The sequence below is a fragment of the Streptococcus parasanguinis genome (assembly GCF_023109675.1).
GTDB classification, from domain to species: domain Bacteria; phylum Bacillota; class Bacilli; order Lactobacillales; family Streptococcaceae; genus Streptococcus; species Streptococcus parasanguinis_I.
This window is the reverse complement of the sequence record NZ_JALDUR010000008.1, coordinates 56,893-74,323: the sequence shown is the minus strand read 5'-3', so window position 1 is coordinate 74,323 and position 17,431 is coordinate 56,893. Positions and strand designations below refer to the sequence as shown.

The window sequence follows — 17,431 nt, the reverse complement described above, 5'->3', positions numbered from 1 at the left end:
TGTATGAGTAAACAAAACGAAATTTTAGTTACAATTGAGGAATTTCTCAAAGATCGCAAGGGTCCAGACTTTCAAGTATCTTTGGAATCTGACTTACGTAAGGATTTACAGGCGGATTCTGTTGAATTGATGGAATTTATTATCAATCTTGAGGATGAATACCAAATTGAGATTCCGGACAAGGCTATTGATGAATTTAACACAGTAGGGGATGTTGTCGACTATATCGAAAAACGAACTGCTGGTCACTAATGAAAAAGGGATCGTTCAGAGATTATTCTGGATGATCTTTTTTTCTGTCCTTTTTATTCGGATTCTGCTTATATTGTACGGAATTTTATTGAAAATACACTTTGTATGTGATAGAATGAAGGTGATAAAATACGAAAGGCGAACAAAGTCATGACCAATCAACTGATTTATACTGGAAAAGCTAAGGATATCTATACTACTGAGGACGAACATGTGATTAAGTCGGTCTATAAGGACCAGGCAACCATGCTAAATGGGGCTCGTAAGGAGACGATTAAAGGAAAAGGTGTGCTAAATAATCAGATTTCGTCTCTTATTTTTGAAAAATTGAATGCTGCGGGTGTTGCGACGCACTTTATCGAACGTATTTCTGATACTGAACAACTAAACAAGAAAGTGAGAATTATTCCTTTGGAGGTTGTTCTTCGTAACGTGACTGCAGGGTCTTTCTCAAAACGGTTTGGCGTTGAAGAAGGTTTGGACTTAAAAACTCCAATCGTTGAATTTTACTATAAGAACGATGATTTGGATGACCCATTCATCAATGATGAGCATGTGAAGTTTTTGGATATTGCTAACGACGAACAAATTGCCTATATCAAGGAAGAAACGCGTCGTATCAATGAATTGCTGAAAGATTGGTTTGCACAAATTGGTCTTCGTTTGATTGACTTCAAATTGGAATTCGGTTTTGATAAGGATGGCAAAATAATCTTGGCAGATGAATTTTCACCAGATAACTGCCGCCTTTGGGATGCGGAAGGGCACCATATGGACAAGGATGTTTTCCGTAGGGACTTGGGCAGTTTAACGGATGTATATCAGGTTGTATTGGAGAAATTACAGGGCTTGAAGTAATCTTTTTGAAACGGAAAACCTTCGTCTTCGATAACATGTTTGAATAGAAATAAAGGAAATAAAATGGATAAACGTATTTTCGTTGAGAAAAAAGCTGATTTTCGTGTGAAATCGGACTCTTTAGTAAAAGAATTGCAGCATAATCTTCAGTTGAAAACCTTGAAGGATCTTCGGATTGTTCAGGTTTACGATGTTTTTGGTTTGGCAGAGGACTTGTTTGCGCGTGCGGAAAAACACATCTTCTCTGAGCAAGTGACTGATACTGTTTTGGACGAGGCTGCGGTTCAGGCTGATCTTGAGAAATATGCTTTCTTTGCGATCGAAAGTTTGCCGGGTCAATTTGACCAACGTGCGGCATCTTCACAAGAAGCTTTGCTTTTGCTTGGTAGTTCAAATGACGTAACAGTGAATACAGCGCAATTGTACTTGGTTAACAAGGATATCGATGTGAATGAGTTGGAAGCTGTTAAAAACTACCTTTTGAACCCAGTGGATTCTCGTTTCAAAGATATCACTGTTGGTATTGCAAAACAGGATTTCTCTGAGTCTGACAAGACCATTCCAAGCTTGGATTTCTTTGAAACTTATACGGCAGAAGATTTTGCACAGTATAAGGCTGAGCAAGGATTGGCAATGGAAGTGGATGACCTTCTCTTCATTCAAGATTACTTCAAATCCATTGGACGTGTACCGACTGAGACTGAGTTGAAGGTTTTGGATACTTACTGGTCTGACCACTGCCGTCACACAACTTTCGAAACTGAGTTGAAAAACATCGACTTCTCAGCTTCTAAATTTGAAAAACAATTGCAAGCGACTTATGACAAGTATATTGCCATGCGTGATGAGTTGGGACGTACAGAAAAACCTCAAACCTTGATGGATATGGCGACTATTTTTGGCCGTTATGAGCGTGCTAATGGTCGTTTGGATGACATGGAAGTGTCTGATGAAATCAATGCCTGCTCAGTTGAAATTGAAGTGGATGTCAATGGTGTCAAAGAACCATGGCTTCTTATGTTCAAGAATGAAACACACAACCACCCAACGGAGATTGAACCATTTGGTGGAGCGGCTACTTGTATCGGTGGTGCCATTCGTGACCCATTGTCAGGTCGTTCATACGTTTACCAAGCCATGCGTATCTCAGGTGCTGGTGATATCACGGCTCCAATTTCAGAAACTCGCGCTGGTAAATTGCCACAACAAGTGATTTCTAAAACAGCAGCTCATGGTTATTCTTCATATGGTAACCAAATTGGTCTTGCAACAACTTATGTTCGTGAATACTTCCACCCAGGTTTCGTTGCTAAGCGTATGGAGCTAGGTGCAGTTGTCGGTGCGGCTCCTAAGGAAAATGTGGTCCGTGAAAAACCTGAAGCTGGTGATGTCGTGATTCTTCTCGGTGGGAAGACTGGACGTGACGGTGTCGGTGGTGCGACAGGTTCATCTAAAGTTCAAACAGTTGAGTCTGTTGAAACAGCTGGTGCTGAGGTTCAAAAAGGGAATGCCATCGAAGAACGTAAGATTCAACGTCTTTTCCGTAATGGGGAAGTGACACGTCTGATCAAGAAATCAAATGACTTTGGTGCCGGTGGTGTCTGTGTGGCTATCGGTGAATTGGCAGATGGTCTTGAAATTGATCTAGACAAAGTGCCATTGAAATACCAAGGTTTGAACGGTACAGAAATTGCTATCTCAGAATCTCAAGAACGGATGGCTGTAGTGGTTCGTCCAGAAGATGTAGATGCCTTCGTTGCTGAATGTAACAAAGAAAATATTGATGCTGTTGTCGTTGCGACAGTGACGGAGAAACCAAATCTTGTCATGCACTGGAATGGTGAAACCATCGTTGATTTGGAACGTCGTTTCCTTGATACAAACGGTGTACGTGTGGTTGTAGATGCTAAGGTGGTTGACAAGGATGTCAAGCTTCCAGAAGAACGTCAAACATCTGCTGAAACCCTCGAAGTGGATACTCTTGAAGTCTTGGCTGACCTGAATCATGCCAGTCAAAAAGGGTTACAAACCATCTTTGATAGCTCAGTTGGTCGTTCAACAGTTAATCACCCACTCGGTGGTCGCTACCAAATCACACCAACGGAAGCTTCTGTACAGAAATTGCCAGTTCAACACGGCGTGACAACAACTGCTTCTGTCATGGCGCAAGGATTCAACCCTTATGTAGCAGAATGGTCTCCATATCATGGTGCGGCTTATGCGGTCATCGAAGCAACTGCTCGTTTGGTTGCTGCTGGTGCCAACTGGTCTAAGGCTCGTTTCTCTTATCAAGAATACTTCGAGCGTATGGATAAACAAGCAGAGCGTTTTGGTCAACCAGTAGCTGCTCTTCTTGGATCCATCGAGGCTCAGATTCAACTTGGTTTGCCATCTATCGGTGGGAAAGACTCGATGTCTGGAACCTTTGAAGAATTAACCGTACCACCAACCTTGGTTGCTTTTGGGGTAACAACTGCAGATAGCCGTAAGGTTCTTTCTCCAGAATTCAAAGCTGCTGGTGAAAATATTTACTACATTCCTGGTCAAGCTTTGGCACAAGAAATTGACTTCGAACTTATCAAGTCTAACTTTACTCAATTTGAAGCCATCCAAGCTGACCACAAAGTGACAGCTGCATCAGCTGTTAAATATGGTGGTGTGGTTGAAGCTCTTGCACTTGCAACATTTGGGAACCATATCGGAGCAAATGTCGAATTAGCTGACCTTGACACTAGCTTGACAGCCCAATTGGGTGGATTCGTCTTCACATCGCCTGAAGAAATTGCAGGTGTTGCTAAGATCGGACAAACAGTAGCTGACTTTACACTTACTGTCAATGGTGTAACGCTTGATGGACACAAACTTGACAGTGCTTTCCAAGGTAAATTGGAAGAAGTTTACCCAACGGAATTTGCACAGGCAACGGAGTTGGAAGAAGTACCAGCTGTGGTATCAGATGCTGTGATCAAAGCTAAAGAAACAGTTGATACACCAGTGGTTTACATCCCAGTATTCCCAGGTACTAACTCTGAGTACGATTCAGCTAAGGCCTTTGAAAAAGAAGGTGCAAAAGTCAACTTGGTACCATTTGTCACACTGAATGAAGAAGCGATTGTCAAGTCTGTTGACACTATGGTTGACAATATCGAAAAAGCTAACATTATCTTCTTTGCAGGTGGCTTCTCAGCAGCGGATGAACCAGATGGATCAGCTAAATTTATCGTTAACATCTTGCTTAATGAAAAAGTACGTGTAGCCATTGATAGCTTCATCGAACGTGGTGGTTTGATTATTGGTATCTGTAACGGATTCCAAGCCCTTGTCAAATCAGGTCTTCTTCCATATGGTAACTTTGAAGATGCAAGTGGCACCAGTCCAACCCTCTTCTACAATGATGCCAACCAACACATGGCTAAGATGGTTGAAACACGTATTGCCAACACCAACTCACCATGGCTTGCCGGAGTAGAAGTTGGTGACATTCATGCTATCCCAGTATCACATGGTGAAGGTAAATTTGTCGTGACAGCTGAGGAGTTTGCAGAGCTTCGCGACAATGGTCAAATCTTTACCCAATATGTTGACTTCGAAGGTAAACCAAGCATGGATTCTAAATACAATCCAAATGGATCTGTGAATGCTATCGAAGGTATCACAAGTAAGAACGGTCAAATTATTGGGAAGATGGGTCACTCAGAACGTTTCGAAGACGGTCTCTTCCAAAATATTCCAGGAAATAAAGACCAACATCTCTTTGCATCAGCGGTTAAATACTTTACTGGAAAATAAAAGGTATACAAAATGACATACGAAGTTAAATCTCTTAATGAAGAATGTGGTATTTTTGGGATCTGGGGACACCCAGATGCTGCAAAACTGACTTATTTCGGATTACACAGTCTTCAACACCGTGGTCAAGAAGGGGCGGGGATCCTTTCGAATGATGCGGGTCAATTAAAACGGTATCGTGATACGGGTCTTCTCTCAGAAGTATTTCGAAATCCTACTAACTTGGATAAGTTGACAGGAACGGGAGCGATTGGCCATGTTCGCTATGCGACAGCTGGGGAAGCTTCGGTGGATAACATCCAGCCCTTCCTCTTTCGCTTTCATGATACGCAGTTTGGACTTGCCCACAACGGGAATTTGACCAATGCCAAGTCCCTCAAACGGGAGTTGGAAAATAACGGGGCGATCTTTAGCTCAACTTCTGATTCAGAAATCTTGGCCCACCTGATTCGTCGGAGCCACAACCCATCCTTCATGGGTAAGGTGAAAGAAGCCTTGAATACGGTGAAAGGTGGATTTGCTTACCTTCTCATGCTGGAAGATAAGCTGATTGCGGCCTTGGATCCAAATGGTTTCCGTCCTCTTTCGATTGGGAAAATGGCCAATGGCGCTATCGTGGTTTCATCTGAAACCTGTGCCTTTGAAGTGGTTGGTGCTGAGTGGATCCGCGATGTGAATCCAGGTGAAGTCGTGATTATCGATGATAATGGTATTACTTACGATAACTATACAACGGACACCCAATTGGCTGTTTGCTCAATGGAGTATATCTACTTTGCCCGCCCAGACTCCAATATCCAAGGGGTCAATGTCCATACAGCCCGTAAACGTATGGGGGCTCAATTGGCACGTGAATTCAAACATGAAGCAGATATTGTGGTCGGTGTACCTAATTCATCACTTAGCGCAGCCATGGGATTTGCGGAAGAATCTGGCTTACCAAATGAAATGGGCTTGATTAAAAACCAATATACCCAACGGACCTTTATCCAACCAACACAAGAACTACGGGAGCAAGGGGTTCGGATGAAGCTCTCTGCCGTATCCGGTGTCGTGAAAGGCAAACGGGTTGTCATGATTGATGATTCTATCGTACGTGGGACAACATCACGTCGAATTGTGAAGTTATTGAAAGAAGCAGGAGCTACAGAGGTCCACGTAGCAATCGGTAGCCCAGCCCTTGCCTACCCATGTTTCTACGGGATCGATATTCAAACACGTAAGGAATTGATTGCTGCCAATCATACAGTAGAGGAAACACGCGATATCATTGGTGCAGATAGCTTGACGTATTTGTCAATCGATGGCTTGATTGATTCTATTGGAATCGATACAGATGCCCCAAATGGCGGTCTTTGTGTGGCTTACTTTGATGGAAAATATCCAACACCTTTGTATGACTACGAAGAACGCTATGTGGAAAGTTTGAAAGAACATACTTCTTTCTATTAAGATTAGTGCAGAAGAAAAAAGAGGAAAAAATTATGTCTAAAAATGCTTATGCCCAATCGGGTGTGGACGTTGAAGCAGGTTATGAAGTTGTTGAACGGATCAAAAAACACGTGGCTCGTACGGAACGTGCAGGTGTTATGGGAGCTCTCGGTGGCTTCGGTGGTATGTTCGATCTTTCAAAAACAGGTGTCAAAGAGCCTGTTTTGATCTCAGGTACAGATGGTGTCGGTACTAAACTCATGCTTGCTATTAAGTACGACAAACACGATACCATCGGTCAAGATTGTGTCGCTATGTGTGTTAACGATATCATCGCCGCAGGTGCGGAGCCCCTTTACTTCCTTGACTATATTGCAACTGGTAAAAATGAACCTGCTAAATTGGAACAGGTCGTTGCTGGTGTTGCTGAAGGTTGTGTGCAGGCTGGTGCAGCTCTCATTGGTGGTGAAACTGCTGAAATGCCTGGTATGTATGGTGAAGACGACTATGATTTGGCAGGTTTTGCTGTCGGTGTTGCAGAAAAATCTCAAATCATCGACGGTTCAAAAGTAGCTGAAGGGGATGTGATTCTTGGACTTGCTTCAAGCGGTATCCACTCAAATGGTTACTCACTTGTTCGTCGTGTCTTTGCGGATTACACAGGTGAAGAAGTTCTCCCAGAATTGGAAGGGAAGAAACTTAAAGACGTTCTTTTGGAACCAACTCGTATCTACGTCAAAGCAGCATTGCCACTCATCAAAGAAGAATTGGTCAACGGAATTGCCCACATCACAGGTGGTGGTTTCATCGAAAATGTACCACGTATGTTCTCAGATGACTTGGCTGCTGAAATTGACGAAAGCAAAGTGCCAGTTCTTCCAATTTTCAAAGCCCTTGAAAAATATGGCCAAATCAAACATGAAGAGATGTTTGAAATCTTCAACATGGGGATTGGTCTCATGCTTGCGGTGAAGCCAGAAAATGTTGAACGTGTCAAAGAACTTCTTAACGAACCTGTTTATGAAATCGGTCGGATTGTGAAGAAAGATGGCGCAAGTGTGGTGATTAAATAATGGTGCTATCACCATTTTATACGGAGAAATTGTAGAAAGGAATGTTTAGTTAGCAAGCCTAACTGAACACGGGACTCATTTTCTAGGAAAAAAGAGAAATCATTCTGTGGGTAAGCACCCAGCAATGATTTCCTATTTTTCTACGAAACTGTTCGGCTAGCCGAAACGTCCCTTTGTATCGAATATGAAAATCGCTGTTTTTGCTTCCGGGAATGGTTCAAACTTTCAGGTGATTGCGGAACAATTTCCAGTAGAATTTGTCTTTTCAGATCACCGTGATGCCTATGTCATAGAACGTGCCAAAAACCTAGGCGTGGTGAGCCATGCCTTTGAACTCAAGGAATTTGATAATAAAGCAGCTTATGAAGAAGCTGTCGTCAAACTCTTGGATGAACACCAGATTGATTTGGTTTGTTTGGCCGGTTATATGAAAATCGTTGGCCCAACCTTGCTAGCAGCTTATGAAGGCCGTATCATCAATATTCACCCGGCTTATCTCCCTGAATTTCCAGGTGCTCATGGTATTGAAGATGCTTGGAATGCAGGTGTTGCTGAGAGCGGTGTGACCATTCACTGGGTGGATTCTGGTGTTGATACCGGTAAGGTTATCAAACAAGTCCGTGTGCCACGTCTTGAAGGGGATACCCTTGATACTTTCGAGACGCGCATCCACGAAACAGAGTACAAGCTCTATCCAGAAGTCTTGGAACGTTTGGGAGTAGAGAGAAGGTAAGAAGGAAATCAAGTTTTGATTGTGTAATCTTGGTAGGAGAAAAATGATTAATCTGAAATTAGTAGATGAGAGCAGTTTTCAGGCAGTGCTGGATTTGAAAATATCTGAAGCTGATGAACGAGCACGTTTTGTAGCTCCCAATGTGCGTTCTTTAGCTGACGCATGGCTCTACCGAGAGAATGGGGATGTGTTTCCAATGGCAATCTATTGGAATGAGCTAGTAGTTGGTTTTCTACTGTTGGAAATAGATAAGGATGAGGCAGAATACTTTATCTGGCGGATAATGATTGGCCAGCAGTACCAAGGAAAAGGTTATGGACGAAAAGCCTTGGAAGCTCTGATCAAAGAGGCTCAGATGGATAGAGCTTGCAATCATATTATCGCAGATTATGTAGTTGGAAATGAAAAAATGAAGTACCTGCTGACTAGTTTGGGTTTTCAGGAAACAGGATTTATAGAAGAAAATAACGAAGTCGCTATGCGGTTGGATCTAAAGAAAGAGGAATAGAATGACTAAACGCGCACTAATTAGTGTTTCAGACAAAGCGGGCATTGTTGAATTTGCCCAAGAACTCAAAAAACTCGGTTGGGACATCATCTCGACAGGTGGGACTAAAGTTGCCCTTGATAATGCTGGAGTAGACACCATTGCTATCGATGATGTGACTGGTTTTCCAGAAATGATGGACGGTCGTGTGAAGACTCTCCACCCAAATATCCACGGTGGTCTCCTCGCTCGTCGTGATCTCGATAGCCACCTGGAGGCTGCTAAGGATAACAAGATTGAGTTGATCGACCTTGTTGTGGTCAACCTTTACCCGTTCAAGGAAACGATTCTCAAACCAGACGTAACTTACGCTGACGCAGTTGAAAATATCGATATCGGTGGTCCATCAATGCTTCGATCAGCAGCTAAAAACCATGCTAGCGTAACAGTTGTGGTAGACCCTTCTGACTATGCTGTTGTTCTTGACGAGTTGGCAGCCAACGGCGAAACCTCTTACGAAACTCGCCAACGTCTGGCAGCAAAAGTCTTCCGCCACACAGCAGCCTATGATGCTTTAATCGCAGAATACTTCACAGCTCAAGTGGGTGAAAGTAAACCTGAAAAACTTACTTTGACTTATGATCTCAAGCAAGCCATGCGTTACGGGGAAAACCCTCAACAAGACGCAGACTTCTACCAAAAGGCCTTGCCAACGGATTACTCCATTGCATCCGCTAAACAGCTGAACGGGAAAGAATTATCCTTCAACAATATCCGTGACGCTGATGCCGCTATCCGGATCATCCGTGATTTCAAAGACCGTCCAACCGTTGTGGCTCTGAAACACATGAATCCATGTGGGATCGGTCAAGCAGATGACATCGAGACTGCTTGGGACTATGCGTATGAGTCTGATCCAGTATCCATCTTTGGTGGAATCGTGGTTCTCAACCGTGAAGTAGACGCTGCGACAGCTCAAAAAATGCACGGTGTCTTCCTTGAAATCATCATTGCACCAAGCTATACAGATGAAGCGCTTGAAATCTTGACTACTAAGAAGAAAAACTTGCGAATTCTTGAGCTACCGTTTGATGCTCAAGATGCCAGTGAAGCAGAAGCAGAATACACAGGTGTTGTCGGTGGACTCCTCGTTCAAAACCAAGACGTCGTCAAAGAAAGTCCCGCTGACTGGCAAGTGGTTACCAAACGCCAACCAACTGAGACAGAAGCGACAGCTCTTGAGTTTGCTTGGAAAGCGATCAAGTATGTGAAATCAAATGGTATTATCGTGACCAACGACCACATGACACTTGGTGTTGGCCCAGGTCAAACTAACCGTGTGGCTTCCGTCCGCATCGCTATTGACCAAGCTAAAGACCGTCTTGACGGCGCTGTTCTTGCTTCAGATGCCTTCTTCCCATTTGCGGATAATGTGGAAGAAATCGCCAAAGCAGGGATTAAAGCGATCATCCAACCGGGTGGATCCGTCCGTGATCAAGAGTCAATCGAAGCGGCTGATAAACATGGTTTGACAATGATCTTTACAGGCGTGAGACATTTTAGACATTAATCAAAAAAGGCACTCATTCAACGATGAGTGTCTTTTATGCTGATTAAGAAGACCTTAATCTGGGTAGATATAGGTGACGGTTCCCCAGATGGGGTTGGTTGGATCGAACCAACCGCGGAAGTTGTCGATATAGCGATGGCCGTTGTAGTTCGCCTCTTGGATCTGAATTTTTTGGTCATGTTCGACGTCTGTAACCAAGGCAACATGGCCATATCCCCCATTGTCCCAACAGGCGATGGCACCGACCTCTGGAGTGTCTCCTGTCCGGAATCCCGCAGCGCGTGCGCTAGCTGCCCACATGCCGCCATTTCCCCACCAGTTGTGGGCCCAAGGGGCTAATTCTTTGGCTCCCCAGGTGCACTCACCAATGGGGTAGGTGTTTCCCGGATGTGTCGCGAGTGGAGTGAGCTTTGGCTTTGCCTTTTCTACTTGAAATGTAGTGGGGAATAGCCCTTTTAGTTGTCCCTGGCTTTTCTGATAGACATGTAGGTGAAATAGCCCGCTTCCCTTGTGTTTTTGAGCTCGAAAGCGCAGTTGGAAATGTCCAGGTGCGACCTTCTTTGCTGGATACCAGACCAGATCATCTTGCCCATTTTCTTCAGACCAGATGGGGAAGACAATCTCGTCAACGTCTTCGAACAACTTTAGGTCTACCTCAAATTCTTGTGAGGAGATGGGTGTGATCGTAATCTTGGGTTGGGAGGAAGCCAGGTCTTTTTGCTGGACGCCGGTCGTGAGAGGGTAAAGGCCGGTTAGCTGTTCATTTGCCTCCACCCCATAGACATGGACATGATAAAGTCCGGCTTGATCAGAATGATTGGTCAATGGCACTTGTAGGTCAAATCCCTTGTCACTGCGTTCTACAGGATACCAAATCAGGTCATCTTGGCCATTTTGGTCAGACCAGACGGGAACTTGGATCTTTTGATACTTATCCGGGACGTTTCCAAGATGAATCATCAGCTGCCCTTTTTCGGCATAGATAGCATTGGTCGCTTGATCTGCATGGGCAATAGAGGCTTGCATCCCCCATGTCGCACAAGTCAGCACGACAAATTTTTTGATTGTTTGCATAATACTCCTTTTCGTCAATTAGTAGGTCTCACCTATACTATTCGGAAAAAAATGAGAAATAGGAGAAAATAGCAAAAAATGTTTGGGTTCTACTGGAAATAGGAGACTTTTGCTGAAATCATTAGAATAAAACGAACGATTATGATATAATTTAATAAAATAATTCGCAAAAGAGGTTCGAGATGAAACTTTTGGTTGTTGGATCTGGCGGTCGTGAGCATGCGATTGCTAAGAAATTGTTGGAGTCTAAAGACGTTGAGCAGGTTTTTGTGGCTCCTGGTAATGACGGGATGCGATTAGACGGTCTGGATTTGATCAATATCGGAATTTCCGAACATTCTAAGCTGATTGACTTCGCAAAAGCGAACGATATTGCTTGGACCTTTATCGGTCCAGATGATGCCCTTGCAGCTGGTATCGTGGATGATTTCAATGCGGCTGGACTCAAAGCCTTTGGTCCGACCAAGGCTGCGGCTGAGCTTGAGTGGTCTAAGGATTTTGCAAAGGAAATCATGGTCAAATACGACGTTCCGACAGCAGCCTATGGCACATTTTCAGACTTCGAGGAAGCCAAGGCCTACATTGAAGAAAAAGGTGCTCCAATCGTCGTTAAGGCAGACGGCTTGGCCCTTGGAAAAGGTGTCGTCGTTGCGGAGACGGTTGAGCAAGCCGTCGAAGCCGCTCACGAGATGCTGTTGGACAATAAATTCGGTGATTCAGGTGCGCGTGTGGTCATCGAGAAATTCCTTGACGGAGAAGAGTTCTCTCTCTTTGCCTTTGTCAATGGGGACAAGTTCTACATCATGCCAACGGCTCAGGATCACAAACGTGCTTACGACGGCGACAAGGGCCCTAACACTGGTGGGATGGGTGCCTATGCGCCAGTTCCTCACTTGCCACAGATCGTGGTTGACACAGCTGTTGACACCATTGTCAAGCCAGTCCTTGAAGGGATGATCAAAGAAGGTCGTCCGTATCTTGGTGTCCTTTACGCGGGTCTTATCTTGACAGTTGATGGACCTAAGGTTATCGAGTTCAATGCTCGTTTTGGAGATCCCGAAACTCAGATTATCTTGCCTCGTTTGACATCTGATTTTGCGCAAAATATCACAGATATTTTGGAAGGTAAAGAACCAGCCATTACGTGGACGGCCAAGGGTGTGACTCTTGGTGTGGTTGTCGCATCCAAGGGCTACCCGTTAGACTATGAAAAAGGTGTCAAGTTGCCAGCCAAGACCGAGGGCGACATCATCACTTACTATGCTGGGGCTAAGTTTGCGGAAAATAGCAGAGCACTGCTGTCAAATGGCGGTCGAGTATACATGCTGGTCACCACAGCAGATACTGTCTCAGCTGCGCAGGAAAAAATCTACGACCAACTAAAAAAACAAGACACAACAGGTCTTTTTTATAGGCATGATATTGGTGGTAAGGCTTTGTAAATCAAATCTATGAAACTTTTAGCCGTGAGACTTAAAAATAGACTTCAGGTGTTTGAAAAATGAAAAATAGATTGCTATTTTTAGAAGGTTCAAGCTTGACCTCACGAGAAACTTTGACAGTTTTGTTGAAAGAAAGCTATAAAATTGATGTGTTATCTCCTAGAAGATTTTCCATTGCATACTTCAGTCGTCTAACCCATAGAGTTCCGATAGTTGATGTGAATCGTTTTCCTGTAGATTATCTGAGACAGGTTAGTCAGTTGCTTCATAAAACCAATTACAAGGCCATTTTGCCAACACATGAAGAAGGCTGGTTATTGGCAAATGGGAAACAATTTTTGCCTCAATCGCTACCAATCGCCCTTGCTGATAAAGAGCAGTTTAAAATGTTGGCTGGAAAGATTGCTTTTGCTGAAACTGCGGATTTATTAGGACTTCCCACACCTAAGTGGGAGTACGTGAAAGATGCAGACTCTATACTGTTAGACTATCCTTATTGGCTGAAAGCAGATTATGGTACTGCCGGTCGCTCGGTTTATAAGATTTCAAGTAAGAAAGATTTGGCTGAAGTGACGAGCAAATTAACAGCGAGTGATGAGGAATGGATGGTTCAGCAAGACATAGTTGGAGACTATGGTCAGGTTCAAGCAGTGTTTGATCATGGAGAATTACTCGCAGTACATTCTAGCGTAAAAGTAGGTTCTGGCGCGGGTGGTTCGGCTGCGGCAAGATTAAGCATAGAATCTAAAAGAACGAGAGAGCATGTTGAAAAATTAGGACAATATATACAATGGCATGGTTGCCTAACCCTAGATTTTATACGTAGGGGAGATCAATTTTACTATATAGAGTGTAACCCTAGAATGGTAGAGCCTGCTAACGCTTATAAAGCAGGAGTTAATTTTCCAAAAATCATGATAGAACTAGCCAGTCATAGCTACGCTAAATCTGAGGTCATTCTTGGTCAAGCAGGCGTTGAGACGCATAGTCTGATGGCTTTGATTATTGGAACAGCTGAGAAGACGAAAAGTAGAAGAAAAATATTGCAGACAATAAAGTACTGGCTTTTAAGATGTGATAGTGAAGAAGTGTTGACACCTGTATGGAAGGATTTGCCGAGCATTATACCTCTTGTGACAATTATACTTCGTTTATTGATAAAACCTAAGAGCGTTGAAAATCTGGTTAATCAGACTGTTCAACATTATAGTGTTGAATCAGCTACTGTAAAAAATATTGAGCAAAAGAATTAGTTTATTCAGAGGAGAAAATATGAAACCAATTATTTCCATCATCATGGGCTCAAAATCCGACTGGGCAACCATGCAAAAAACTGCCGAAGTCCTAGACCGTTTCGGTGTAGCCTACGAAAAGAAGGTTGTCTCTGCCCACCGTACACCAGACCTCATGTTCAGACATGCCGAAGAAGCTCGTAGCCGTGGCATCAAGGTCATTATCGCAGGTGCTGGTGGCGCAGCCCATTTACCAGGCATGGTAGCTGCCAAAACGACCCTTCCAGTCATTGGTGTACCAGTCAAATCACGTGCTCTTAGTGGCGTGGACTCGCTCTACTCTATCGTACAGATGCCGGGTGGCGTGCCTGTTGCGACAATGGCTATTGGTGAAGCAGGTGCGACCAATGCGGCCCTCTTTGCCCTCCGTCTCCTGTCAGTAGAGGATCAGGCCATCGCGACAGCATTGGCAGATTTCGCAGAAGAGCAAGGAAAAATCGCAGAGGAGTCTACAAATGAGCTCATCTAAAACAATCGGAATTATCGGTGGCGGTCAGCTTGGTCAGATGATGGCCATTTCTGCTATCTACATGGGGGACAAGGTCATCGCGCTGGATCCTGCGGCGGATTGCCCAGCCTCTCGTGTGGCGGAAATCATCGTGGCACCTTATAACGATGTGGACGCTCTCCGTCAGTTGGCTGAGCGATGTGATGTCCTCACTTATGAATTTGAAAATGTCGATGCTGACGGTCTGGATGCTGTCATTAAGGATGGACAACTCCCTCAAGGAACAGATCTGCTCCGCATTTCTCAAAATCGTATTTTTGAAAAGGACTTCCTCTCAAACAAGGCTCAAGTTACCGTAGCGCCTTATAAGGTTGTAACTTCTAGCCAAGATTTGGCGGATATCGACCTGTCGAAAAACTATGTTCTTAAGACTGCGACTGGTGGCTACGATGGGCATGGACAAAAAGTCATTCGCTCAGAAGCAGACTTGGAAGAAGCCCGTGCACTAGCCGACTCAGCAGACTGCGTTTTGGAAGAATTCGTCAACTTTGACCTTGAAATTTCTGTCATTGTATCAGGGAATGGCAAGGATGTGACGGTTTTCCCCGTTCAGGAAAATATCCATCGCAATAACATCCTGTCCAAGACCATTGTGCCAGCTCGCGTTTCAGAAAGTCTAGCAGAAAAAGCAAAAGCAATGGCAGTGCGAATCGCTGAACAACTGAACTTATCTGGAACTCTTTGCGTGGAAATGTTTGCGACCGCTGATGACATCATTGTCAATGAAATTGCTCCGCGCCCACACAACTCTGGGCACTATTCTATCGAAGCCTGCGACTTCTCGCAGTTTGATACCCATATTCTCGGCGTTCTGGGAGCACCATTGCCAGCTATCCACCTGCATGCGCCAGCCGTCATGCTCAACGTGCTCGGCCAGCATGTCGGGGCTGCTGAAAAATATGTCACAGAAAATCCAAGCGCCCACCTCCATATGTATGGTAAAATAGAAGCGAAGCACAACCGCAAAATGGGACACGTGACTTTGTTTAGTGAAGTGCCGGATGAGGTTGAGGAATTTGGGAAAGGGATTGATTTTTAGGTGAGAATAGCAATTTTAGGTCTTGGGGTTATCGGGACCATTTATGCCTATGCTTTTCAAAAAGCAGGTCATCAGGTAGATCACGTGCTGAGAGAAAGTAAGAAAAGTACAGCACCAAACGTTTTGACAGTTGATTTGCTAGATGGCCGTCATGTTTCCAAAGGTGAAAATAAACAGGATACCTATGCGGTTCATGTGGCGGAAGCTCATGCGGAATATGATTTTATTTTTATCAGTGTGCGTCATGGTTTTGTAAAAGAAGCCGTGGAAACCTTGCGAGAAAATCAGATTAAAGGAACTCTCGTTTTCTTCTGTAATTTCTGGAATACGCGAGAGGAAGTAGAGAAATGGGCAGGGGAGTATGACTATATTCTCGCATTTCCGACAGCTGGTGGTCATATGAATAAGGACCATTTGGATGGCGTCTTGTTCGACCATTTAATGTTAGAAGGGGAGAAAAAAGCACACATCCCCAATTATGCTGATTTGACGGATTTGCTGATTTCAGCAGATTTGAAGTGGGAGGTTCCCCATGATATGGTCGAGTGGATTTGGATTCACATGGCGATTAATGCGGGTGTCACCTCGACAGCTGCACGCTCGGGAAATCTAGAAAATCCAGAAAAATTGGCTTTGAACTTGATGAACAGTTCTTCGGAATTATCATTAGCCATCAAGGCCATTCGAGAGGCTTTGAAAGTCGTAGAAGCGCGTGGTGTGAATTTGAAACTTTACAAAGCAGAACTCTTGCCTTATAAAATTCCCGCTTGGATTGCAGGGAAGGCCATGAAAGCTATGTTTGCGAAAAATGAGCTAACCCGAAAAATCATGACCTTGCATAATGATAAACAGGACATCTTTTATTGTTGTCAAAGTGTCTATCTGACAGGTCTGGAGTTGGGTGTTGAGATGCCTATTCTGGAAGCCAATATGAAGGGGGCTTCTGTCTAGAGTATTCTGGTTGTGCAATGGTTTTATTGAACAAGATAAGACTGTGGAGCAGTCGTCTAGGTCTTGTATACTAGTGGCAATCACGAAAAGGTGAAAGACAAGTATGAAGAGCTAGTAGCTCAGCACCCAGAAAACTATTTAGCTATCTATGATTTGCCACTGGATACTAATCTCTATATTTTATCATGTTGCTTATTGTGTCTATTGGAAGAGAGGAGCTTAATTAGCTATGAAAACTATCGGTCTGATTGGCGGTATGAGTTGGGAAAGTACTACATCTTACTACCAAATCATCAACGAAACCATCAAAAAAGAGCTGGGTGGTTTGCATTCGGCTAAGATTCTGCTTTACAGTGTTGATTTTGCAGAGGTTGAGCATTATCAGGCAGTAGGAGACTGGGAGAAAAGCGGTCAACTTTTGGCAGATGTTGCTAAGCGCTTGGAGCAAGCAGGTGCAGATTTCATCGTTATTTGCACAAATACCATGCATAAAGTTGCCCCACAAATACAAGAAAAAATTACAATTCCAGTCTTGCATATTGCAGTTGCAACTGCTCAGGCCTTGTTGGCTGATGGTATTCAAAAAGTCGGTCTGCTAGGAACTAAGTACACCATGACCCAAGATTTTTACAAAGAGAAATTGATAGAGTCTGGATTAGAAGTGCTGATTCCAGACCAAGCTGGAATTACAGAGGTCAATCGAATCATTTATGACGAGCTCTGTCTAGGTGATATCAAAGAAAGTTCAAAGCAGACTTATCTTGCCGTTATAGATGATTTGAAAAAAGCAGGCGCTGAAGCTGTTATCTTGGGTTGCACCGAGATTGGTCTCCTGGTCAAACAATTCGACACTGACCTGTCCCTCTATGACACAACGGTGATTCACGCAGAGAAAGCGGCGGAGTTGAGTATAGAGTAAGATGTTGAAATGA

The 17,431-nt window shown here is 43.9% G+C and carries 15 protein-coding genes and 1 pseudogene; 15 read left to right on the top strand and 1 reads right to left on the bottom strand.

Annotation, left to right across the window (positions count from 1 at the left end; genetic code table 11):
* The first annotated feature begins 3 nt into the window (after positions 1–3).
* From M1G14_RS07080 to purH, 8 genes are all read left to right on the top strand, one after another.
* The gene (locus tag M1G14_RS07080; RefSeq protein WP_021154192.1) at positions 4–252 is read left to right on the top strand and encodes an acyl carrier protein; all 249 of its coding nucleotides are present in this window, start codon (positions 4–6) and stop codon (positions 250–252) included.
* 150 nt (positions 253–402) lie between these two features.
* The gene (gene purC / locus M1G14_RS07075; protein WP_247926449.1) at positions 403–1,110 is read left to right on the top strand and encodes a phosphoribosylaminoimidazolesuccinocarboxamide synthase; all 708 of its coding nucleotides are present in this window, start codon (positions 403–405) and stop codon (positions 1,108–1,110) included.
* A 63-nt stretch (positions 1,111–1,173) separates the two neighbouring features.
* On the top strand, positions 1,174–4,899 hold the full coding sequence (locus tag M1G14_RS07070; RefSeq protein WP_247926448.1) for a phosphoribosylformylglycinamidine synthase: 3,726 nt from the start codon (positions 1,174–1,176) through the stop codon (positions 4,897–4,899).
* 12 nt (positions 4,900–4,911) lie between these two features.
* Positions 4,912–6,351, top strand: a complete 1,440-nt coding sequence (purF, locus tag M1G14_RS07065; RefSeq protein ID WP_031574113.1) for an amidophosphoribosyltransferase — start codon at positions 4,912–4,914, stop codon at positions 6,349–6,351.
* A 29-nt stretch (positions 6,352–6,380) separates the two neighbouring features.
* Positions 6,381–7,403 carry a phosphoribosylformylglycinamidine cyclo-ligase gene (gene purM, locus M1G14_RS07060; protein ID WP_247926455.1) on the top strand — a complete coding sequence of 341 codons (1,023 nt, stop codon included), beginning with the start codon at positions 6,381–6,383 and terminating at the stop codon, positions 7,401–7,403.
* Positions 7,404–7,587: 184 nt separating this feature from the next.
* Entirely contained in the window at positions 7,588–8,136 is a 549-nt protein-coding gene (gene purN / locus M1G14_RS07055) for a phosphoribosylglycinamide formyltransferase (RefSeq protein WP_247926447.1), read from the top strand.
* A gap of 43 nt (positions 8,137–8,179) precedes the next feature.
* Positions 8,180–8,644, top strand: a complete 465-nt coding sequence (locus M1G14_RS07050) for a GNAT family N-acetyltransferase (protein WP_049486264.1) — start codon at positions 8,180–8,182, stop codon at positions 8,642–8,644.
* A gap of 1 nt (position 8,645) precedes the next feature.
* On the top strand, positions 8,646–10,193 hold the full coding sequence (purH, locus tag M1G14_RS07045) for a bifunctional phosphoribosylaminoimidazolecarboxamide formyltransferase/IMP cyclohydrolase (protein WP_247926446.1): 1,548 nt from the start codon (positions 8,646–8,648) through the stop codon (positions 10,191–10,193).
* Between the two features lie 54 nt (positions 10,194–10,247).
* On the opposite strand, the gene M1G14_RS07040 is transcribed toward purH, so the two are convergent.
* Complete coding sequence (locus M1G14_RS07040; protein WP_247926445.1) at positions 10,248–11,267, bottom strand: GBS Bsp-like repeat-containing protein; 1,020 nt, start codon at positions 11,265–11,267, stop codon at positions 10,248–10,250.
* Positions 11,268–11,449: 182 nt separating this feature from the next.
* Between M1G14_RS07040 and purD the strand changes: the two genes are divergently transcribed.
* The 7 genes and pseudogenes from purD (at position 11,450) to M1G14_RS07010 (ending at position 17,418) form a co-directional block, all read left to right on the top strand.
* On the top strand, positions 11,450–12,709 hold the full coding sequence (gene purD, locus M1G14_RS07035) for a phosphoribosylamine--glycine ligase (protein WP_247926444.1): 1,260 nt from the start codon (positions 11,450–11,452) through the stop codon (positions 12,707–12,709).
* 59 nt (positions 12,710–12,768) lie between these two features.
* A complete protein-coding gene (locus M1G14_RS07030; protein WP_000797338.1) occupies positions 12,769–13,962 on the top strand; it encodes an ATP-grasp domain-containing protein in 1,194 nt (397 codons plus the stop codon).
* 19 nt (positions 13,963–13,981) lie between these two features.
* On the top strand, positions 13,982–14,470 hold the full coding sequence (gene purE, locus M1G14_RS07025; protein WP_033605793.1) for a 5-(carboxyamino)imidazole ribonucleotide mutase: 489 nt from the start codon (positions 13,982–13,984) through the stop codon (positions 14,468–14,470).
* The gene (gene purK / locus M1G14_RS07020; RefSeq protein WP_247926443.1) at positions 14,457–15,548 is read left to right on the top strand and encodes a 5-(carboxyamino)imidazole ribonucleotide synthase; all 1,092 of its coding nucleotides are present in this window, start codon (positions 14,457–14,459) and stop codon (positions 15,546–15,548) included. The genes purE and purK overlap by 14 nt, the downstream gene beginning before the upstream one ends.
* Entirely contained in the window at positions 15,549–16,499 is a 951-nt protein-coding gene (locus M1G14_RS07015) for a ketopantoate reductase family protein (RefSeq protein WP_033605791.1), read from the top strand.
* A 10-nt stretch (positions 16,500–16,509) separates the two neighbouring features.
* Positions 16,510–16,673: pseudogene (locus M1G14_RS10955) on the top strand (phosphoribosylaminoimidazole carboxylase); the annotation flags it as partial.
* Positions 16,674–16,728: 55 nt separating this feature from the next.
* Positions 16,729–17,418, top strand: coding sequence for an aspartate/glutamate racemase family protein (locus tag M1G14_RS07010; protein WP_247926442.1), 690 nt, complete (start codon positions 16,729–16,731; stop codon positions 17,416–17,418).
* The last annotated feature ends 13 nt before the right edge of the window (positions 17,419–17,431 follow it).